This window comes from Streptomyces sp. NBC_00207 (genome assembly GCF_045160965.1).
Classification (GTDB): Bacteria; Actinomycetota; Actinomycetes; order Streptomycetales; family Streptomycetaceae; genus Streptomyces.
In genome coordinates, this window is the sequence record NZ_CP130715.1 from 3,511,927 (window position 1) to 3,530,753 (window position 18,827).

19 protein-coding genes are annotated in these 18,827 nt (G+C 70.8%); 10 read left to right on the top strand and 9 right to left on the bottom strand.

Going from position 1 to position 18,827, the window contains the following annotated elements; all coding sequences use genetic code 11:
- Nucleotides 1-50 precede the first annotated feature (50 nt).
- Nucleotides 51-1,433, bottom strand: coding sequence for a glycine--tRNA ligase (locus tag OG472_RS16890; RefSeq protein WP_401601904.1), 1,383 nt, complete (start codon nt 1,431-1,433; stop codon nt 51-53).
- Nucleotides 1,434-1,588: 155 nt separating this feature from the next.
- Here OG472_RS16890 and OG472_RS16895 point away from each other — a divergent pair, with 155 nt between their 5' ends.
- Genes OG472_RS16895 through OG472_RS16910 form a run of 4 tightly spaced genes read left to right on the top strand, consistent with a single transcriptional unit; the run spans nt 1,589 to nt 4,739 of the window.
- Nucleotides 1,589-2,575 (top strand): metal ABC transporter substrate-binding protein, encoded by a 987-nt coding sequence (locus OG472_RS16895; protein WP_401601906.1) that lies wholly within the window; start codon nt 1,589-1,591, stop codon nt 2,573-2,575.
- A 29-nt stretch (nt 2,576-2,604) separates the two neighbouring features.
- Nucleotides 2,605-3,396, top strand: a complete 792-nt coding sequence (locus OG472_RS16900; protein ID WP_401601908.1) for a metal ABC transporter ATP-binding protein — start codon at nt 2,605-2,607, stop codon at nt 3,394-3,396.
- Nucleotides 3,396-4,259, top strand: a complete 864-nt coding sequence (locus OG472_RS16905; protein WP_405830060.1) for a metal ABC transporter permease — start codon at nt 3,396-3,398, stop codon at nt 4,257-4,259. Before OG472_RS16900 ends, OG472_RS16905 begins: the two co-directional genes overlap by 1 nt.
- 51 nt (nt 4,260-4,310) lie before the next feature.
- Nucleotides 4,311-4,739 carry a Fur family transcriptional regulator gene (locus OG472_RS16910; RefSeq protein ID WP_401601912.1) on the top strand — a complete coding sequence of 143 codons (429 nt, stop codon included), beginning with the start codon at nt 4,311-4,313 and terminating at the stop codon, nt 4,737-4,739.
- Between the two features lie 4 nt (nt 4,740-4,743).
- Here the strand turns inward: OG472_RS16910 and OG472_RS16915 are convergent, their stop codons facing one another.
- From OG472_RS16915 to OG472_RS16935, 5 genes are all read right to left on the bottom strand, one after another.
- Complete coding sequence (locus OG472_RS16915) at nt 4,744-5,280, bottom strand: hypothetical protein (RefSeq protein WP_405830062.1); 537 nt, start codon at nt 5,278-5,280, stop codon at nt 4,744-4,746.
- A gap of 32 nt (nt 5,281-5,312) precedes the next feature.
- Nucleotides 5,313-6,134 carry an isoprenyl transferase gene (locus OG472_RS16920; RefSeq protein WP_383568239.1) on the bottom strand — a complete coding sequence of 274 codons (822 nt, stop codon included), beginning with the start codon at nt 6,132-6,134 and terminating at the stop codon, nt 5,313-5,315.
- An 11-nt stretch (nt 6,135-6,145) separates the two neighbouring features.
- Nucleotides 6,146-6,892 carry a DNA repair protein RecO gene (gene recO / locus OG472_RS16925; RefSeq protein WP_383568237.1) on the bottom strand — a complete coding sequence of 249 codons (747 nt, stop codon included), beginning with the start codon at nt 6,890-6,892 and terminating at the stop codon, nt 6,146-6,148.
- Between the two features lie 96 nt (nt 6,893-6,988).
- On the bottom strand, nt 6,989-8,488 hold the full coding sequence (locus OG472_RS16930) for a nucleobase:cation symporter-2 family protein (protein WP_405830064.1): 1,500 nt from the start codon (nt 8,486-8,488) through the stop codon (nt 6,989-6,991).
- Nucleotides 8,489-9,056: 568 nt separating this feature from the next.
- A complete protein-coding gene (locus OG472_RS16935) occupies nt 9,057-9,638 on the bottom strand; it encodes a TetR/AcrR family transcriptional regulator (protein ID WP_405830065.1) in 582 nt (193 codons plus the stop codon).
- 56 nt (nt 9,639-9,694) lie between these two features.
- Between OG472_RS16935 and OG472_RS16940 the strand changes: the two genes are divergently transcribed.
- A complete protein-coding gene (locus OG472_RS16940) occupies nt 9,695-10,558 on the top strand; it encodes an alpha/beta fold hydrolase (RefSeq protein ID WP_405830066.1) in 864 nt (287 codons plus the stop codon).
- A 13-nt stretch (nt 10,559-10,571) separates the two neighbouring features.
- Here OG472_RS16940 and OG472_RS16945 read toward each other — a convergent pair whose 3' ends face one another.
- Nucleotides 10,572-11,267 carry a TerB family tellurite resistance protein gene (locus OG472_RS16945; protein ID WP_327413949.1) on the bottom strand — a complete coding sequence of 232 codons (696 nt, stop codon included), beginning with the start codon at nt 11,265-11,267 and terminating at the stop codon, nt 10,572-10,574.
- Between the two features lie 215 nt (nt 11,268-11,482).
- Here OG472_RS16945 and OG472_RS16950 point away from each other — a divergent pair, with 215 nt between their 5' ends.
- Nucleotides 11,483-12,241: an SDR family NAD(P)-dependent oxidoreductase gene (locus tag OG472_RS16950; RefSeq protein WP_401601921.1), complete on the top strand. Its 759-nt coding sequence runs from the start codon at nt 11,483-11,485 to the stop codon at nt 12,239-12,241.
- Nucleotides 12,242-12,313: 72 nt separating this feature from the next.
- Here OG472_RS16950 and leuA read toward each other — a convergent pair whose 3' ends face one another.
- Nucleotides 12,314-14,077: a 2-isopropylmalate synthase gene (gene leuA / locus OG472_RS16955; protein WP_405941681.1), complete on the bottom strand. Its 1,764-nt coding sequence runs from the start codon at nt 14,075-14,077 to the stop codon at nt 12,314-12,316.
- A 366-nt stretch (nt 14,078-14,443) separates the two neighbouring features.
- Here leuA and OG472_RS16960 point away from each other — a divergent pair, with 366 nt between their 5' ends.
- The 4 genes from OG472_RS16960 to OG472_RS16975 all read left to right on the top strand — a co-directional run bounded on the left by OG472_RS16960 (nt 14,444) and on the right by OG472_RS16975 (nt 17,442).
- Nucleotides 14,444-15,517: a M4 family metallopeptidase gene (locus tag OG472_RS16960; protein WP_405830069.1), complete on the top strand. Its 1,074-nt coding sequence runs from the start codon at nt 14,444-14,446 to the stop codon at nt 15,515-15,517.
- Between the two features lie 9 nt (nt 15,518-15,526).
- Entirely contained in the window at nt 15,527-15,796 is a 270-nt protein-coding gene (locus OG472_RS16965) for a protealysin inhibitor emfourin (RefSeq protein WP_383568215.1), read from the top strand.
- Nucleotides 15,797-15,823: 27 nt separating this feature from the next.
- The gene (locus OG472_RS16970; protein ID WP_405941682.1) at nt 15,824-16,651 is read left to right on the top strand and encodes a GNAT family N-acetyltransferase; all 828 of its coding nucleotides are present in this window, start codon (nt 15,824-15,826) and stop codon (nt 16,649-16,651) included.
- A 107-nt stretch (nt 16,652-16,758) separates the two neighbouring features.
- Nucleotides 16,759-17,442, top strand: a complete 684-nt coding sequence (locus OG472_RS16975) for a class I SAM-dependent methyltransferase (protein WP_405941683.1) — start codon at nt 16,759-16,761, stop codon at nt 17,440-17,442.
- A 105-nt stretch (nt 17,443-17,547) separates the two neighbouring features.
- On the opposite strand, the gene era is transcribed toward OG472_RS16975, so the two are convergent.
- The gene (era, locus tag OG472_RS16980; protein WP_383568546.1) at nt 17,548-18,498 is read right to left on the bottom strand and encodes a GTPase Era; all 951 of its coding nucleotides are present in this window, start codon (nt 18,496-18,498) and stop codon (nt 17,548-17,550) included.
- Nucleotides 18,499-18,827: the final 329 nt, after the last annotated feature.

Genomic DNA, 18,827 nt, shown 5'->3' on the forward strand with positions numbered 1-18,827 from the left:
GCCCGGTGCGCTCGTCGCGCACCGGGCCACCGGTCTTCGTGCGTCCTGGCCTAGCAGCCGAGCAGGCGGCTGCCGAGGTAGGTCTGGATCTGGTCCAGGGAGACGCGCTCCTGCTTCATGGTGTCGCGCTCGCGCACGGTCACCGCGTTGTCGTCCAGGGTGTCGAAGTCGACGGTGACGCAGAACGGCGTACCGATCTCGTCCTGGCGGCGGTAGCGGCGGCCGATGGCGCCCGCGTCGTCGAACTCGATGTTCCAGAACTTGCGCAGGTCGGCGGCGAGGCCCTTGGCCTTCGGCGACAGCTGCGCGTTGCGGGACAGCGGCAGGACGGCGACCTTGATCGGGGCCAGGCGCGGGTCGAAGCGCATCACGGTGCGCTTCTCCATGACGCCCTTGGCGTTCGGGGCCTCGTCCTCGACGTACGCGTCGAGCATGAAGGCGAGCATGGCGCGGTTCACGCCGGCCGCCGGCTCGATGACGAACGGGGTGTAGCGCTCCTTGGTCTCCTGGTCGAAGTACACGAGGTCCTGGCCGGAGGCGGCGGAGTGGGCCTTCAGGTCGAAGTCGGTGCGGTTGGCCACGCCTTCGAGCTCGGAGAACTCGTTGCCGCCGAAGTTGAAGCGGTACTCGATGTCAGCGGTGCGCTTCGAGTAGTGGGACAGCTTCTCCTTCGGGTGCTCGAACCAGCGGATGTTCTCCTCGCGGATGCCGAGGTCGCGGTACCAGTTCCACCGCTCCTGCATCCAGTACTCCTGCCACTGCTCGTCCTCGCCCGGCTTGACGAAGAACTCCATCTCCATCTGCTCGAACTCGCGCGTACGGAAGATGAAGTTGCCGGGGGTGATCTCGTTGCGGAAGGACTTGCCCATCTGCGCGATGCCGAACGGGGGCTTCTTGCGCGCGACGGTCTGCACGGTGGCGAAGTTGGTGAAGATGCCCTGGGCGGTCTCGGGGCGCAGGTACGCCTTGGAGCCGGTGTCCTGGGTCGGGCCGAGGTGCGTCTCCAGCATGCCGGAGAACTGCTTGGGCTCGGTGAACTGGCCCTTCACGCCACAGTGGGGGCAGTTGATGTCGGCGAGGCCGTTGGCGGGCACGCGGCCGTGCTTGGCCTCGTACGCCTCTTCAAGGTGGTCCGCGCGGTGCCGCTTGTGACAGGCGGTGCACTCGGTCAGCGGGTCCGAGAAGGTCGCGACGTGGCCGGAGGCCACCCACACCTCGGGAGCCAGGATCACGGACGAGTCGATGCCGACGATGTCCTCACGCCCGGTCACCATCGCCTTCCACCACTGGCGCTTGATGTTCTCCTTGAGCTCGACACCCAGCGGGCCGTAATCCCAGGCGGCCTTGGAGCCGCCGTAGATCTCACTGCACGGGAAAACGAAGCCACGGCGCTTGCTCAGGCTGACGATGGTGTCGATCTTGTCGGCGGCCACGGTGCTCTCTTCATTACGAGGACGAACGGCGAAGTCTTTAGGTTACCGGCGCCCGCACCCCCCCTTTCAAATCGGATCCCCCTCCACGGCCGCCCGCCCGGCCTCCCCACCTGGGTTTTTGACAACCGTTTCCATTTTTGATGAAAATGGATGTCATGAACGTACGACGCCTCATACCCACCGCCGCCCTCGCCGGAGCCGTCGCCCTCGGCGCCACCGCCCTCACCGCCTGCTCCGGAGCCGGCGCCACCGGCGGCAAGGACGGCAAGCTCGGCGTGACGGCGTCGTTCTATCCGATGCAGTTCCTCGCCGAGCAGATCGGCAAGGACCACGTGAAGGTCGACGTCCTGACCAAGCCCGGCGTCGAACCGCACGACCTGGAGATCACCCCGCGGCAGACCGCGCAGCTCGGCGAGGCCGACGTGGTCCTCTACCTCAAGAGCCTGCAGCCCGCCGTCGACAAGGCCGTGGCCCAGTCCGGCGTGAAGAACGTCGTCGACGCCGCGACCCTCACCAGGCTGGAGGCCCACGCCGCCTCCGGCCACGGCGAGGAGGGCCACGCCCACCAGGACGGCGACGAGCACGCCGCAGAGGCCGAGGGCCACAGCCACGGCGCGGCCGGCACGGACCCGCACGTCTGGCTCGACCCCGCCAAGTACGCGGAGATCGCCAAGGGCGTCGGCGCGGCCCTGGAGAAGGCCGACCCGAACAACGCGGCGGACTACAAGAAGAACACCGACGAGCTGGTCGGCAAACTGACCGCGCTGGACACCGAGTTCAAGGACGGCCTGAAGAACACGGCCTCCCGGACCTTCATCACCACCCACTCCGCCTTCGGCTACCTCTCCGAGCGCTACGGCCTGGACCAGGAGGGCATCTCCGGCGTCGACCCCGAGTCCGAGCCGAGCCCGGCCCGGATGAAGGAGCTCCAGGAGATCGCGAAGAAGGAGAACGTCTCCACCGTGTTCTTCGAGACCCTGGCCAGCGACAAGACCGCCAAGGTCCTCGCGACGGACACCGGCCTGAAGACCGACGTCCTCGACCCGCTCGAGGGAATCACCGACAAGTCCCAGGGCGCTGACTACTTCGAGGTCATGCGGTCCAACCTGAAGAACCTCCAGAAGGCACTCGGTAGCAAGTGATGGCACCAGCAGCAACGGAGGCGCGAGCCATGCAGTCCACGCCCCGCCCGGCGGGCGACCAGCCCGTCATATCCCTGCGCGGGGCCACGGCCTCGCTCGGCTCGCGCCCCGTGCTGCGCGGGATCGACCTCACCGTCCACCGCGGTGAGGTCGTCGCCCTGCTCGGCGCCAACGGCTCCGGCAAGTCCACGGCCGTCCGCGCCGTGGTCGGCCAGGTCCCGCTGACCGACGGCGCCCTGTCCCTCTTCGGAACGGAATTCAAGCGCTTCCGCGACTGGTCGCGCATCGGATACGTCCCGCAGCGCACCACCGCCGCCGGCGGGGTCCCGGCCACCGTCCGCGAGGTCGTCTCCTCCGGCCGGCTGGCCCGCTCCCGCTTCGGCCTCCTGCGCAAGGCCGACAGGGCCGCCGTCCAGCGCGCCCTGGCCCTCGTCGACATGGAGTCGCACGCCGACGCCTCGGTCGACGCCCTCTCCGGCGGCCAGCACCAGCGCGTCCTCATAGCCCGGGCACTCGCCGTCGAACCCGAGCTGCTGATCATGGACGAGCCCATGGCCGGCGTGGACCTCGCCAACCAGGAGGTCCTCGCGCACGCCCTGCGCCAGCAGGTCGCCGCCGGCTCCACCGTCCTGCTCGTCCTGCACGAGCTGGGCCCGCTGGAGCCCCTGATCGACCGCGCCGTCGTCCTGCGCGACGGCTGCGTCGTGCACGACGGACCGCCCCCGGAGGCCGTGGGCCAGCACGCCCTGCCCGGACACGACCACGTACACCCCCACGCGGCGCACGACGCCGGGCCCCTGCGGACGGGACTGCTGAGCTGATGGACATCCTCGATTACGCCTTCATGCAGCGCGCGCTGATCGCGGCCGCCCTGGTCGGCATCACGGCCCCCGCCATCGGCACGTACCTCGTCCAGCGCCGCCAGGCCCTCATGGGCGACGGTCTCGGCCACGTCGCCATGACCGGCGTCGCCCTCGGCCTCGTGCTCCACACCAGCCCGGTCTGGATGGCCACCCTCGTCTCCGTCCTCGGCGCCGTCGGCATGGAGCTGATCCGCGCCCGCGGCAGGACCAGCGGGGACGTCGCCCTCGCCATGCTCTTCTACGGCGGCCTCGCCGGCGGAGTCATGATCGTCAACCTCGGGGGCGGCCAGACGGCCAGCCTCCTGGGCTCCATGTTCGGCTCGATCACCACGGTCGGCGCCGAGGACGTGACCGCGATGGCGATCCTCGCCGCGTTCGTCCTAGCCGTCGCCATCGGCCTGCGCAGGCAGCTCTTCGCCGTCTGCCAGGACGAGGAGTTCGCCCGGGTCACCGGCCTGCCCGTGCGCGCCCTGAACCTGCTGATCGCCGTCACGGCGGCGGTCACCGTCACCGTCGCCATGCGCATCGTCGGTCTGCTGCTGGTCAGCGCCATGCTGGTGATCCCGGTCGCGGCCGCCCAGCGGCTCACCCGCAGTTTCGCCACCACGCTGGGCCTGGCCATGGCCATCAGCGTGACCGTCTCCCTGACCGGCACGGCCGCCACCTACTACATGGACGTGCCCTCGGGCGCGACGATCGTCCTGCTCGCGATCGGCGTCTTCATGGTGCTGGCGGCCCTCTCCGCGCCCCTGGCCCGGCGCCGGGCGAAGGCGGCCCGCGCCGCCGAAGAGGTGTGCACGCGGGACGACGTAAAGGTCTAGGGGCCTCGGCCGCCTGGCACAATGGCGGCAGGCCGATACGAGGAGGAACCGGTGGCGACTGCGCCTGGCGAGATGAATACCGCGCCAGTACGAGGGCGATCCACCCGGCAGCGGGCGGCCGTGGCCGCGGCGCTGGACGAGGTGGACGAGTTCCGCAGCGCCCAGGAACTCCACGACATGCTCAAGCACCGTGGCGATTCCGTGGGCCTGACCACCGTCTACCGCACCCTCCAGTCCCTCGCGGACGCCGGCGAGGTCGACGTCCTGCGGACCAGCGACGGCGAGTCCGTCTACCGCCGCTGCTCCACCGGGGACCACCACCACCACCTGGTCTGCCGCAAGTGCGGCAAGGCCGTCGAGGTGGAGGGGCCGGCCGTCGAGAAGTGGGCGGAGTCCATCGCGGCCGAGCACGGCTACGTGAACGTGGCCCACACGGTGGAGATCTTCGGCACCTGCGCCGACTGCGCCGCCGCCACGTAGCGGCTCAGAGCCGCCGCAGGTTCCGGGCGTGGATCTCGCGAACCCGGTCCAGCTCGGCGTCCGTCAGGGCGGCCCGCTTGGGCAGCCACAGCACCGCGCCGTTCTCCTTCACCAGCAGGACGAACAGGTTCCGGGTCTCGCCGAACCCTGCGCACCAGTCCCACAGGACCTCGCCCGAGGTCCCGTCGGGCAGCCGGGTCACCACCCCCGTGCCGGAGAGCGTGCAGCGGTACTCGGGGTACCGCGCCGCCCGCCGGTACATCCGGTGCGCCTGCCAGTCCAGGCTCAGGTACGCCCCGTACCAGCCGACGGCGGGCACCAGCACGGCCAGTACCGCCGTCTGCTCCTCCGGAATGCCCCGGGCGGCCCCCAGCGCGGCGGGCACCAGGGGCAGAGCCAGCCACAGGAGCAGCCGGATGCGGCCCCTGAGCGTCTTGCGGATCCGCCACCTCAGCGCCTCGCGGGCGTCGCCGGGCCGGGGGCTGTAGTAGACCTCGACCTCCCCCGGGCCGGCGCCCCGCACGTCGTCTGTCGTGTCCATGACGGCAGAGCGTACCCGCAGGTCAGCCCGGGTCAGCCCTTCGAGCCCTCGGGCTGGTTGGGGACGGCGCCGCCGAAGCGGCGGTCGCGCTGCGCGTACTCCAGGCAGGCCGCCCACAGGTTGCGCCGGTCGAAGTCCGGCCACAGGACGTCCTGGAAGACCATCTCGGCGTACGCGCTCTGCCAGAGCAGGTAGTTGGAGGTGCGCTGCTCGCCGCTCGGACGCAGGAACAGGTCCACGTCCGGCATGTCCGGGTAGTACATGTACTTCGCGAAGGTCTTCTCGTTGACCTTCGACGGGTCCAGCCTGCCGGCCGCCACGTCGCGGGCGATCGCCTGCGCCGCGTCCGCGATCTCGGCGCGGCCGCCGTAGTTCACGCAGAAGTACAGGGTCATGGCGTCGTTGTCGACGGTCTGCTCCTGCGCGACCTGGAGCTCCTGGACGACCGACTTCCACATCTTCGGCATGCGGCCGACCCAGCGGATGCGGATGCCCAGCTCGTTCATCTCGTCGCGGCGGCGCCGGATGACGTCGCGGTTGAAGTTCATCAGGAAGCGGACCTCGTCGGGCGAGCGCTTCCAGTTCTCCGTCGAGAAGGCGTACAGGGAGAGGTTCTTGACGCCCATCTCCAGGCAGCCCTTGAGCACGTCGAGGACGACGCCCTCGCCGACCTTGTGCCCCTCGGTGCGCGGCAGACCGCGCTCCTTGGCCCAGCGGCCGTTACCGTCCATGACGACGGCGACGTGGTTGGGGACCAGCTCGCCGGGGATCTTCGGCGGGACCGCACCGGAAGGGTGCGGCTCGGGAACCTTGTACTCCCGGCGAGAGCGTCCCAGAATCCCGCGTCGTGCCATGTGCCCAGCTCCTATTTCTCGACGTATCGCAGGGAGCGTAGCCCGCGCTCCAGATGCCAGTGCAAATAGGCGGAGACCAGCCCGCTGCCCTCCCGCACGTGACGCGCCTCACACGCGTCGGCATGCCCCCAGTCGCCCGTCAGCAGGGCGCTGAGCAGGGCGATGGCCTCAGACGAGGGTACGACGCTGCCGGGCACCCGGCAGTCCCCGCATATGACCCCGCCCGCGGCGACGGAGAAGTGCCGGTTGGGGCCGTGGATCCCGCACTTCGCGCAGTCGTCGAAGCTGGGCGCGTAGCCGTTGACGGCGAGGGAGCGCAGCAGGAAGGCGTCGAGGATGAGGTGGGGTTCGTGTTCGCCGCGCGAGAGCGTGCGCAGGGCGCCGACGAGCAGCAGGTACTGCTGGACGGAGGGTTCGCCCTCGTTCTCGGTGAACCGCTCGGCGGTCTCCAGCATCGCGGTGCCGGCGGTGTAGCGGGCGTAGTCGGTGACGATGCCGTTGCCGTACGGGGCGATGATCTGGGTCTGGGTGCAGAGCGGGAGGCTGCGGCCGATCAGTTCGCTGCCGCGGGCGAAGAACTGCACGTCGGCGTGGGAGAAAGGTTCCAGCCCGGCGCCGAACTTGGACTTCGTACGCCGGACCCCGCGGGCGACGGCCCGCACCCGGCCGTGGCCCCGGGTCAGGAGCGTGATGATGCGGTCCGCCTCACCCAGCTTCTGGGTGCGCAGCACGATGCCGTCGTCGCGGAACAGACTCATGCGCCCATTGTCGCCTGTGCGGGCACCCGCCCGGGGACAGCAATGGCCCCTCGCCCGGACCGGGTCCGGGCGAGGGGCCACCACCCCTTGGGAGGATCAGCCGGCGGAGGACGTCTCCGCGTCGTCCGCCTTCTCGGCGCCGGCCGGGGCGGCCACCGGCTGGGCGGGCAGCTCGGCCTTGGGGGCGTCGGCGGTCCCGTGGGCGTCGTCCTTGGGAGCGTCGGCGGCGCCGTGGGCGTCGTCCTTGGCCATGCCGTTGAAGACCAGGTTGAGGACGATGGCGGCCGTGGCACCGAGGGTGACACCGCTGTTGAGGAGCGAGGCCAGGTCCGCGTCCATGTACTTGGTGAAGAACACCGGGACGGTCGCGGGGAGCAGGGCGAAGGCGAGGGAGACGCCGACGATCAGCGCGTTCTTCTCCTCCTTGAGGTCCACCTTGGCCAGGGTCTGGATACCGGCCAGGGCGACCATGGCGAACATGACGGTCGCGGCGCCGCCGAGGACTCCGTGCGGGACGGCGGCGACGATCGCGGCGGCCTTGGGCAGCAGGCCCAGGATGATCATGAACACGCCGGCGGCGACGACCACGAACCGGCTCTTCACCTTCGTCATCCGCACCAGGCCGACGTTCTCGGCGAAGGCGACGTACGGGAAGGAGTTGAGGACACCGCCGAGGGCGGTGGCGGCGCCGTCGGCACGCAGGGCGCGGGCCACGGTCTCGCTGTCGACGTCCTTGCCGACGATGTCGCCGACGGCGTAGGTGTCACCGGTCGTCTCGACCATGGTGATCAGCATGACGATGAGCATCAGGACGATCGGGAACCACTCGAACTTCGGGACGCCGAAGTGGAACGGGGTGGTGACACCGACCCAGTCGGACTTGCTCACGTCGCCGAACTTCGCGTCGCCGAGGAGGAAGGCGACTCCGGTGCCGACCACCAGGCCGAGCAGGATGGAGATGCTGGAGAGGAACTGCTTGCCGATCTTCATCAGGATCAGGATGAAGAGCATCGTGCCGCCGGCGTAGGCGAAGTTCTTCGGGTCCCCGAAGTCGGGGCTGCCGAGGCCGCCGGCCGCGTCGTTGAGGCCGACGGGGATCAGGACGATGCCCAGCACCGTGATGACCGTGCCGGTGACGACCGGCGGGAACAGCCGCATGACCGTCCGGAACGCCTTGGCGGGCAGCCAGGCGAAGGCGAAGGTGGCGATGCCGGCCGTGATGACCGCGCCGTAGATGACCAGCAGGGCGGCTGTTCCGCCGCCCGCGCCGAGGCCGATGGCGATCATCGGGGACACGGCGGTGAAGGTGACGCCCTGGATCAGCGGCAGTCGCGCGCCGATCCGGCCGATGCCCCAGGCCTGGATGATCGAGGCGATACCGCAGGTGAAGAGGTCCGCGTTGATCAGGTAGACCAGCTGTTCAGGGCTCAGCTTCAGCGCGTTGCCGACGATGATCGGGACGATCACCGCGCCGGCGTAGAAGGCGAGTACGTGCTGGAAGCCGTACAGCGCGAGCTTGGGGAGGGGGAGCACCTCGTCGACCGGGTGCGTGCTCCGCTCTCCATCGGTGGAAAGCCGGGCGGCGACACGTGCCATCTCTGCCTTGCCCTTCAAAAGGTAGGTAAACGAGAGGAATCTGGTTATCCCCGGCCGGAGTGGGTCGCTATCCCGTTTTCCGCCAGGGTTGTCAGTACGTTCACGTGAATCGAAGCCCGACTGTGTTACCGGCCGCGTTTCCCCGTGTGACCGGAATTGAACGCCTGTGGGGACGCTCACAGATATCGTGGACTTCCACAAAGTGTTGAGACTTGGCGATCTTCGCTTTGGAGGGTTCTCCCATGGCGCACAGCGCATCGGCGGAGTATGGACAGATTCTGCCGAGATGTCCGTTCCTGATGCGCAACTGCGAATCCCACCCGCTGTGACCAGCCAGCGCCGGGTTCACGTCATTCCGTGGCGCAAACATGAGGGCATGGTTCCGGCCACTCGATTGGGCGATCCGCCGAGTGCGGAGGGTGCGACTCCACCCATTGCACGAGCGCCGGGGGAACTCGGTTCACGTGCGCGAGGCCGGATCGTTACCTGAATTCGCCGCAGTTCGTACGGATTCCGGTATGAGTTGTACGTTTTCCGGGACATGCTCCCCCCGCGAGAGGAGAAGGGGTCAATTCCGGAGCGCCCCCGCCACGATCGCGGCCGCCGCCGAGGCCGCGGTGAGCACCGGCTCCGGGGACCGGTTCGCGCGGCCGAGCATGAAGGCCCCTTCCAGGAGGGCGATCACCGAGGTCGCCGTGGCCCGCGCGGAGCCGATGCCCCGGGAGGCGTAGGAACCGGCCAGGGCGTCGATCCAGGAGGCGAAGACCTCCGCCGTGGCCCGCCGCAGCCCCTCGTGCGTACTGGCCACCTCCAGCGCGACCGTGGCGATGGGGCACGGGTCGGCGAAGTCCAGCGACTCCAGGGTCGCGGCCGCGCCGAGGAAGGCCTCGCGGGTGGCCTCCACGGGATCGGCGCCCGCGTCCTCGCCGAACAGCTCCCCGATCAGGGCCAGGTAGGCCGCCCCCGAGGTGCGCACGACCTCTTCCCCCAGCTGGGCCTTGCCGCCCGGGAAGAAGTGGTACGCGGATCCGTACGGGGCTTCGGCCGTCGCCACGATCTGCTTCATGCCGGTGGCCGCGTAGCCCTGGCGCCGGAACAGCTCGGTCGCCGCGGTCAGGATGCGGGCTCTGGTATCGCCTGTCGTCGTCATCGCGACTAGCCTCTCACTAGATCGGTCTATCAAGAACCTTTCCACTGGGGGAACGCGTGCCTGCCATCGAACTCTCCTCGGGCGTCATCGACTACACCGACACCGGCCCGGACCCGGCCCGCGAAACCGTCGTCCTCGTCCACGGGCTCGGCTTCGACGAGTCCCTCTGGCAGCCCGTCGTGGCGGACCTGCGGGCGGACTTCCGCGTCGTCGTCCCCGTCCTGCCCCTCGGCAGCCACCGCCGCGCCATGCGCCCCGGCGCCGACCTGTCCGCGCAGGGGATCGCCGCCCTGCTCGCCGAGTTCCTCGACCGCCTCGACCTGCGGGCGGTCACCCTCGTCCAGAACGACGCCGGCACCGCCCAGCTCCTCGTCGGCGACCACGACGAGCGCGTCGGCCGGCTGGTCCTCACCTCCTGCGAGGCCCTCGACAACTACCCGCCGGGCCTCCAGGGCCGGACCCTCCAGGCCGCCTCACGCGTCCCGGGCGGCATCTTCCTGCTCCTGCAGTCCTTCCGCTCGCCCTTCCTCGCCGGGCTGCAGAGCTCACTGGGCGGCATGGCCAAGCGGCCGATCCCGTACGAGCTCGTCCGCCGCTGGTACCGCCCGCTGCTGACCGATCCCGCCGTCCGCCGCGACTTCACCGCGTTCCTGCGCAGCACCCGCAAGGACACCTATCTGCGGGCCGCCGAGCGGCTGCGCTCCTTCGACCGTCCGGCCCTCGTCGCCTGGGGCGCGGAGGACCGCATGATGCCGCCCGAGACCGGCCGCCGGCTCGCCGGGCTGCTGCCGCACGGCCGGTACGAGGAGATCCCCGACGCCCGCACGCTGATCCCGCTGGACAACCCGGCGGGCCTCTGCGCGGCGCTGCGCCGTTTCATCGCGCAGACGCCGCCGGCCGAAGTGGAGGAGAGCCGCTAGGCCCGGACCGGGCTCAGGGCGCGCGTACCGCCGACAGCAGCCGCTCCACCTCGTCCGCGTCGATCCTCAGCGCCGCGCCGACGGTGGCGAGCACCTCGCGCTCGGCCGGGGTGTACGGGCCGTCCGCGAGCGCGATGCGGGCGCCCTGCAGCAGGATCGATTCGCGGCCCGGGCCCGCCAGGTGCGGGGCCAGCGGCTCCAGGGCCTCGTGGAGCTCTATCGACAGTGCGGCCCCGCAGCACTCCGGGACGTCGTACAGCCCGAGCCGGCCTTCGTCGGTGGACAGGGCCTCCACGAGGGACTCCAGCTGTTCCTCGGTGCAGTCCGGGAAGCCCGCGGCCCGTACGGCGCCCACCGCGGCCTCCAGCGCGCTGCGCGAGGCCGTCCCGCCCGCGGTCAGCACGGCCAGCGCGACGGTGTGCACGGCGTCGCGCAGCAGGGCCGTGAAGCGGGTGGTGGTGAGGTGGTCCAGGACGTCCGTGTCGAACCGGGCGCGGCAGCCCTGGCACTCGACGACGGGCCCGGCCTGCCCGCGCGGCAGCAGCGGCACCCCGACGACGGTGAACCGGCGTCGCCCGGTGCGCCTGCGGTAGTTGCGGTCTCCACCGCAGGCGGGGCAGAAGAACTCCCCGTCGCCCACGGTGCTCCAGGTGGTACGGATGCCCCAGACCGTCAGCTTCCGGCCGTCCCCACCCCGAACTGGCAGCACGTCGCACCTCCGTAACTCCCCCGTCGCCCCGCGGGCACGGGAGGGACCCCCACGGCAGCATCGCCGGGTTGGCGTGATGTTAGCCACATCGGTGAGGATGCGTCAGTCGTGTGACAAGACAACATGTGCCGGGGCGCGCACTTGGCCGATCTGCGCCCCCGCGTCCGCCCCCGTCCTCCCCGTGCCCCCGTCGCGCTCCCCCTAAGGTCGGCCGCATGAAAGAGAAGTCCTGTCTGGTGACCGGCGCCGCGAGCGGGATCGGCCGGGCCACCGCCGTGCTGCTGGCCCGCTCCGGGGCCAGGGTCACCGCGGCCGATATCAACGGCCCCGGGGTGGAGTCCCTGCGTACGGAACTGGCCGCGGAGGGGTGTGACGTCACGGCGGTCGCCGGTGACGTGTCCGATCCGGAGGCCAACCGCGCGATGGTCGCCGCCGCCGTCGGGGCGTACGGGCGCCTCGACGTCGCCGTGGCGAACGCCGGGGTGCTCCCTCTTTCGGACGTACGGGAGACCAGTCCGGAGGACTGGGACCACGTCATGGCCGTCGACGGCCGGGGAATGTTCCTGACCTGCAAGTACGCCATCGAGGCGATGACGGCGCAGCCGCGGCCCGGCGGGGCGCTGGTCTGCGTGTCCTCGATCTCGGGGGTGGCCGGGCAGGCGCGCCAGGCGGCGTACGGACCGGCGAAGTTCGTCGCGTCGGGGCTGACCAAGCACCTCGCGGTGGAGTGGGCCGCGCGCGGGATCCGGGTCAACGCGGTGGCACCGGGCACCATCCGTACGGAGCGGGTGGTCGCGCTGAAGGACGAGCCGGGCGGGCCGGAATACCTGGAGGAGATCGCGGGGGCGCACCCGATGGGCCGGCTCGGCGAGCCGGAGGAGGTGGCCCGGGTCATCGCCTTCCTGGCCTCCGACGCGGCCTCGTTCGTGACGGGCGTGGTGCTGCCGGTGGACGGCGGCTACCTGGCCCGCTGAGCCGGGAACGACGCGGCCCCGCCCCTCCGGAGGAGGGACGGGGCACACGTACGGGCGATGGGCGCCGGAGGATCAGCGGCCCGCGCGGTTGACGGCGGAGATGACCGCCTTCAGGGAGGCGCGGGTGGTGTTGGCGTCGATGCCGATGCCCCACAGGACGCGGCCGTCGATCGCGCACTCGATGTACGAGGCGGCCACGGCGGAGGCGCCCTCGCTCATCGTGTGCTCGGTGTAGTCCAGCAGGCGGGCGTCGATGCCGATGCCGGCCAGCGCGTCGAAGAAGGCCGAGATCGGGCCGTTGCCGGTACCGGCCAGGACCATCTCCACGCCGTCCACGACCGCCTCGACGGTCAGCGTGTCCGTGCCGTCCTTGTCGGTGGCGGTCGAACCGGAGCGCAGCTGGATCCGGCCCCACGGGTTCTCCGGGTTGGGCAGGTACTCGTCCTGGAAGACCGACCAGATCGCCTTCGGCGTGACCTCGCCGCCCTCGGCGTCGGTCTTGGCCTGGATGATCCGGGAGAACTCGATCTGCATGCGGCGCGGCAGGTCCAGCTTGTGGTCGTTCTTCAGGACGTACGCGATGCCGCCCTTGCCGGACTGCGAGTTGACCCGGATGACCGCCTCGTAGGAGCGGCCGACGTCCTTCGGGTCGATCGGCAGGTACGGGACCGCCCACTCGATGTCGTCGACGGTCTTGCCCTGGGCGGCCGCGTCGGCCTCCATGGCGTCGAAGCCCTTCTTGATGGCGTCCTGGTGGGAGCCGGAGAAGGCGGTGTAGACCAGGTCGCCCGCGTAGGGGTGGCGCGGGTGGACCTCCATCTGGTTGCAGTACTCGCTGGTGCGACGGATCTCGTCGATCTGCGAGAAGTCGATCTGCGGGTCGATGCCCTGGGAGAACAGGTTCATGCCCAGCGTGATCAGGTCGACGTTGCCGGTGCGCTCGCCCTGCCCGAACAGGCAGCCCTCGATGCGGTCGGCGCCGGCCATCAGGGCCAGCTCGGCGGCGGCGACGGCGGTGCCGCGGTCGTTGTGCGGGTGCACGGAGATGCAGACGTGCTCGCGGCGGGTCAGGTTGCGGGCCATCCACTCGAAGCGGTCCGCGTGCGTGGACGGCGTGGAGCGCTCCACGGTCGCGGGCAGGTTCAGGATGATCTCGCGGCCCTCGGCCGGCTGCCAGACGTCGCAGACGGCCTCGCAGACCTCCAGGGCGAAGTCCAGCTCGGTGTCGGTGAAGATCTCCGGGCTGTACTGGTAGCCGAAGGCGGTCTCCGGGCCCAGCAGCTTCTCGGCGTACTCCATGACCAGGCGGGTGCCGTCGACGGCGATCTGCTTGATCTGCTCCTTGGAGCCGCGGAAGACGACCCGGCGGAAGGTGGGCGCGGTCGCGTTGTACAGGTGCACGGTGGCGCGCTTGGCGCCGACCAGGGACTCCACGGTCCGCTCGATCAGGTCCTCGCGGGCCTGGGTCAGTACGGAGATGGTGACGTCGTCCGGGATCGCGCCCTCGTCGATGATGGAGCGCACGAAGGCGAAGTCGGTCTCGCCGGAGGACGGGAAGCCGACCTCGATCTCCTTGTAGCCCATGCGCACCAGCAGGTCGAACATCTCGCGCTTGCGGGCGGGCGTCATCGGGTCGATCAGCGACTGGTTGCCGTCGCGCAGGTCGGTCGACAGCCAGCGGGGAGCCTTGGTGACGCGGGCATCGGGCCACGTGCGGTCCGGGATGTCCACCTGCTCGTACGCGCCGTACTTGTGGATCGGCATCCCGGAGGACTTCTGGGTGTGGGTCGCGTTGGTGATGGGCGTGGGGCGACCGACAAAAGGCTGCTGGCTCATGGCGTTGGGCTCCTCGCGTGTCCGCGTGTAGTTCGCTGGGACGGCCGACGGCGGTCGTAAAAACCGCAACACCAAACTCCGCGGGGAGGGGGCCGGCCTACGACTACAGACCCTCGCCGCGGCAGCTAAGGAGAAGCAGCCCGAAACGCATGATGGACCGAGCCTAGCCGAGCCGCGCGGTGACGCGAGGACCTGTTTCAGTATGCAAGACCCCACCGTCCAATTTGCACCAAATGTGAGCTAAGCCTCTTTCAAAGCGCCCGGGTCAGGGCGATCCGTCAACCCGGCGCCACCGCTTTCAGACAAGTGAATGAATCATGGTCGCAGGTAGTGACACCGGCATGACCCACTGCCACATTGCCGGGCATGGATGCCTCCCACGCTCACCGCCACCCCGTCTTCTGCACCGTCGTACCGCCCCACCTCCTCGACAAGGCCGCCCTGTCCGGGGACTCACGGCGCGCCGATCTCGCCCAGCGCACCCTCGAGCGCGACTCCCTGCTGCGCACCCGGCGCAGGGTCACCGCCGTCCGCGGGATCGTGCCCACGCTCGGTGCGCCGGCCTCCGACGGGCCGGACCGGACGCTCTACGACGCCCAGCACCGCACGCAGCTGCCCGGGAAGAAGGTCCGGGTGGAGGGCGACCCGCTGAGCAAGGACGCCACCGTGAACCGCGCCTACGCGGGGCTCGGGGCGACGTACGACCTGTTCCTGAAGGGATTCGGGCGGCGCTCGATCGACGATGCCGGGCTTCCGCTGGATGCGACCGTCCACTACGACGAGGACTACAACAACGCCTTCTGGGACGGGCAGCAGATGGTCTTCGGGGACGGGGACGGGGACCTCTTCCTCGACTTCACGGTGTCCGTGGACGTCATCGGGCACGAGCTGACCCACGGGGTCACCCAGTACACGGCGAACCTGCGCTACCGCGGGCAGTCGGGCGCCCTGAACGAGTCGATGTCCGACGTCTTCGGCTCGCTGATCAAGCAGTACTCGCTGGAGCAGACGGCCGACCAGGCCGACTGGCTGATCGGGGCCGGCCTGCTGGGCCCCAACGTGACCGGGGTCGCGCTGCGCTCGATGAAGGCGCCGGGGACCGCGTACGACGACGACGAGCTCGGGAAGGACCCGCAGCCGGCCACGATGGACGACTACGTGAACACCCACAGCGACAACGGCGGGGTCCACATCAACTCCGGCATCCCCAACCACGCCTTCTACATCGTGGCGACCGAGCTGGGCGGCAAGGCCTGGGAGCGGGCCGGGCAGATCTGGTACGACACCCTGACCGGCGGGGAGCTCGCCTCGAACGCCGACTTCGAGGACTTCGCCCGGCTCTCCACGGCGGCGGCCGTGACCCGGTACGGCGACGGCGGCGCGGAGCACCAGGCCCTGCAGAAGGCCTGGTCCGCGGTGGGCGTCCCGCTCGCGGGGTAGATCGCTCCCATGCGCATTCAGGTGGTACGGACGGGCGGCTTCGCGGGCATCGAGCGCCGGGCCGAGGTGGACACCTCGGGCCGGCCGGACGAGGACGAGTGGCGGGCCCTGGCCCAGCTCGCGCTGCGGCCCGGTCCGCCGGGCGATCCGGCGGACCGGGTGCGGGACGGGTTCTCGTACCGGATCACGGTGGACGGGCGGACGGTCTCCTGCGCCGAGCCGGGCCTGTCGGAGGCACAGCGGACGCTGATCTCGCGGATCCTCAAAGAAGGTGCCTGAGCAGCACCGCTTTGCTTGGATGTCCGGATGACCGACCACATGATCGATTCGAAGCTGTCCGAGCTGGAGCGGTACTACGACACGGTGCCGCGGGTGGGCGGGGCGCGGGCCGAGGACTTCGGCCCGCTGACCCTGTTCGTCCAGGAGGGTCCGGGCTGGGCGTACTACGCGCGGCCCACGCTCGGCGGCTCCGGCGCGGCGACCGCGGAGGACGTCCGGCGGGTGCTGTCCCGTCAACGGGAGCTCGGGGTCCCCGAGGCCTTCGAGTGGGTGGCCGAAACCAGCCCCTCGCTGCGGACCGCCGTGGAAGCGGCGGGACTCTACGTCCACGCCCATCCGCTGATGGTGCTGGAGGACACCGAGGCGCCCTCACCGCACCCGGAGGTGCGGCTGCTCGGCGCCGATGACCCCCTGCTGTCGGCCGCGCTGGCAGTCCCGGCGCTGGCCTTCGGCGACCCGGGTACCGCGGTGGGCGAGGCCGGGCCGGCGGAACTGGCGGCCGCGCTGGCGGACCCGTCGGCGGAGACCCGCCAGGCGAGCGTCTCCGCGAAGCTCGCGGCGGGCACCTCGGGGATGGCCGCGGCCGTCCGCGACGGCGTGGTGCTGTGCTCGGGCATGTTCAACCCGGTCGGGGACGTCGCCGAGGTGGTGGGCGTCGGAACCCTGCCGTCGGCCCGCCGCCAGGGCCTGGCCCTCGGGGTCACGGCCGCGCTGGTCGTCGACGCCCGGGCGCGGGGCGCCCGTACGGTCTTCCTCTCGGCGGGCGACGAGGACGTGGCCCGCATCTACGGCCGCATCGGCTTCCGCCGGGTGGCGACGGCCCTGATCGCGGAGCCGCCGGCCGACGCCGCGTAGGGGCGGTCGCGCCGGATGCTTTTGCCGGACCGGCAACAGGGTTTGCCGTGAGTGCCGGTCCGGGCGGAGCATCGGGGCCACCGAGACCCGTAGCGGAAGAGGCCCCCATGCCGAAGCACGAAGACGCACCCCAGCACAGGCACGCGCACGCGCACGCCCCCGGCGCCCCGCGCGAGGGCGGCGAGGAGTTCTGGGACGAGCGCTACAGCGAGAGCACGCGCATCTGGAGCGGCAACCCCAACGCGGTCCTGGTCCGTGAGGTCCAGGACCTCTCCCCCGGCCGGGCCCTGGACCTCGGCTGCGGCGAGGGCGCCGACGCCGTCTGGCTCGCCCGCCGGGGGTGGCGGGTCACCGGCGCCGACATCTCGAAGGTCGCCCTCGGCCGGGCGGCCGAGCACGCCGCCGAGGCAGGGGTGGACGAGCTGGTGGAGTGGCAGCGGCACGACTTCACCGAGTCCTTCCCCGACGGGGAGTTCGACCTCGTCTCGGCGTGCTTCCTGCACAACTACGGGGACTTCCCGCGCGCCCGGGTCCTGCGCACGGCCGCCGCCGCCGTGGCCCCCGGCGGGGTCCTGCTGGTGGTCGGCCACGCGGGCGGGCCGTCCTGGGACCCGGACAGGCACGCGGAGATCGGCTTCCCCACCCCGGACGAGGTCCTCGCGCAGCTGGAGCTGGCGGAGGGCGCGTGGGAGGTCCTCCTCGCGGAGGAACACGTACAGGCCCTGGACGGGCCCGACGGCCGGCCCGGGACCCGCCCGGACAACGTGGTGAAGGTGCGGCGGCTGCGCTGACGCGCCCACGGCCCGCCGCGGGAGCACCGGACGGGGTCCGGTGCAGCGCCCCGGAGCCCGCAGGGCCCGCGGGGGCCGAGCGGTGCGCGGGGCGCGTCCGGCGGGCTAGAAGCCGAGCTTGCGGAGCTGCTTGGGGTCCCGCTGCCAGTCCTTGGCGACCTTCACGTGGAGGTCGAGGAAGACCGGGGTCCCGAGCAGTGCCTCGATGTGCTTGCGCGACTTCATCCCGACCTCCTTCAGGCGGGAGCCCTTCGGGCCGATGATGATGCCCTTCTGGCTCGGCCGCTCGATGTAGACGTTGGCGTGGATGTCGAGCAGCGGGCGGTCGGCCGGACGGTTCTCCCGCGGGATCATCTCCTCGACGACCACGGCGATGGAGTGCGGGAGCTCGTCCCGTACGCCTTCCAGTGCGGCCTCGCGGATCAGTTCCGCGACCATCACCATCTCGGGCTCGTCGGTGAGGTCGCCCTCCGGGTACAGCGGCGGGCTCTCCGGCAGCAGCGGCGCGATCAGGTCGGCCAGCAGCTGGACCTGGCTGTCGCCGACCGCCGAGACGGGGACGATCTCGGCCCACTCGAAGCCCAGCTCGGCACCGAGCTGGTGCACGGCGAGGAGCTGCTCGGCCAGGGCCTTGGACTCGACCAGGTCGGTCTTGGTGATGATGGCGATCTTGGGGGTCTTCTTGATCCCCGCGAGCTCCTTGGCGATGAACTTGTCGCCGGGGCCGAGCTTCTGGTCGGCCGGCAGGCAGAAGCCGATGACGTCGACCTCGGCCCAGGTGGTCCGGACGACGTCGTTGAGGCGCTCGCCGAGCAGCGTGCGCGGCTTGTGCAGGCCGGGCGTGTCGACGAGGACGAGCTGCGCGTCGGGGCGGTGCACGATGCCGCGGACGGTGTGGCGGGTGGTCTGCGGCCGGTTGGAGGTGATCGCGACCTTGGTGCCCACGAGTGCGTTGGTGAGGGTCGACTTCCCCGCGTTGGGGCGGCCGACGAAGCAGGCGAAGCCCGCACGGTGCGGGCTGGTGGACTCGGGGGAACGATCGCTCATACGGGCCATTCTCCCCGATGCGGCTCCCAGCGCCGACCAGATGACGGCAGTGAGGGCGAGCACAGTCGTGAGCAGGGGGTGCGCGGCGTGGGCTGCGCGACCCTGAGCTGTGGTTCCTTCGGCCCGGGCGCGCACCGTCACCTCGGCCCATTCCGCGGCGGGCGGACCCTCCCAGCGGGTTTCGAGCCGCACTTCCTGACCCGGCAGCAGTTCGGCGGGCAGCCCCGTGAGCTCGCGCTTCAGCAGCGTGCGGCCGAGGGCGCCGGAGGCGGTGAGGGACGCGTGCGGGCGGAGGGTGACGTTGCCGGTGTTGCGGAGCGTGTACGCGATGTCCGCGC

Excerpts from the sequence above, each read along its gene's own strand:
- OG472_RS16895 (WP_401601906.1), top strand. The coding sequence starts at position 1,589 with ATGAACGTACGACGCCTCATACCCACCGCCGCCCTCGCCGGAGCCGTC.
- recO (WP_383568237.1), bottom strand. The coding sequence starts at position 6,892 with ATGAGTCTGTTCCGCGACGACGGCATCGTGCTGCGCACCCAGAAGCTG.
- OG472_RS16930 (WP_405830064.1), bottom strand. The coding sequence starts at position 8,488 with ATGGCACGTGTCGCCGCCCGGCTTTCCACCGATGGAGAGCGGAGCACG.
- OG472_RS16975 (WP_405941683.1), top strand. The coding sequence starts at position 16,759 with ATGCCGAAGCACGAAGACGCACCCCAGCACAGGCACGCGCACGCGCAC.
- leuA (WP_405941681.1), bottom strand. The coding sequence starts at position 14,077 with ATGAGCCAGCAGCCTTTTGTCGGTCGCCCCACGCCCATCACCAACGCG.
- era (WP_383568546.1), bottom strand. The coding sequence starts at position 18,498 with ATGGCCCGTATGAGCGATCGTTCCCCCGAGTCCACCAGCCCGCACCGT.
- OG472_RS16915 (WP_405830062.1), bottom strand. The coding sequence starts at position 5,280 with ATGGACACGACAGACGACGTGCGGGGCGCCGGCCCGGGGGAGGTCGAG.
- OG472_RS16960 (WP_405830069.1), top strand. The coding sequence starts at position 14,444 with ATGGATGCCTCCCACGCTCACCGCCACCCCGTCTTCTGCACCGTCGTA.
- OG472_RS16935 (WP_405830065.1), bottom strand. The coding sequence starts at position 9,638 with ATGACGACGACAGGCGATACCAGAGCCCGCATCCTGACCGCGGCGACC.
- OG472_RS16950 (WP_401601921.1), top strand. The coding sequence starts at position 11,483 with ATGAAAGAGAAGTCCTGTCTGGTGACCGGCGCCGCGAGCGGGATCGGC.
- OG472_RS16970 (WP_405941682.1), top strand. The coding sequence starts at position 15,824 with ATGACCGACCACATGATCGATTCGAAGCTGTCCGAGCTGGAGCGGTAC.
- OG472_RS16905 (WP_405830060.1), top strand. The coding sequence starts at position 3,396 with ATGGACATCCTCGATTACGCCTTCATGCAGCGCGCGCTGATCGCGGCC.
- OG472_RS16900 (WP_401601908.1), top strand. The coding sequence starts at position 2,605 with ATGCAGTCCACGCCCCGCCCGGCGGGCGACCAGCCCGTCATATCCCTG.
- OG472_RS16920 (WP_383568239.1), bottom strand. The coding sequence starts at position 6,134 with ATGGCACGACGCGGGATTCTGGGACGCTCTCGCCGGGAGTACAAGGTT.
- OG472_RS16965 (WP_383568215.1), top strand. The coding sequence starts at position 15,527 with ATGCGCATTCAGGTGGTACGGACGGGCGGCTTCGCGGGCATCGAGCGC.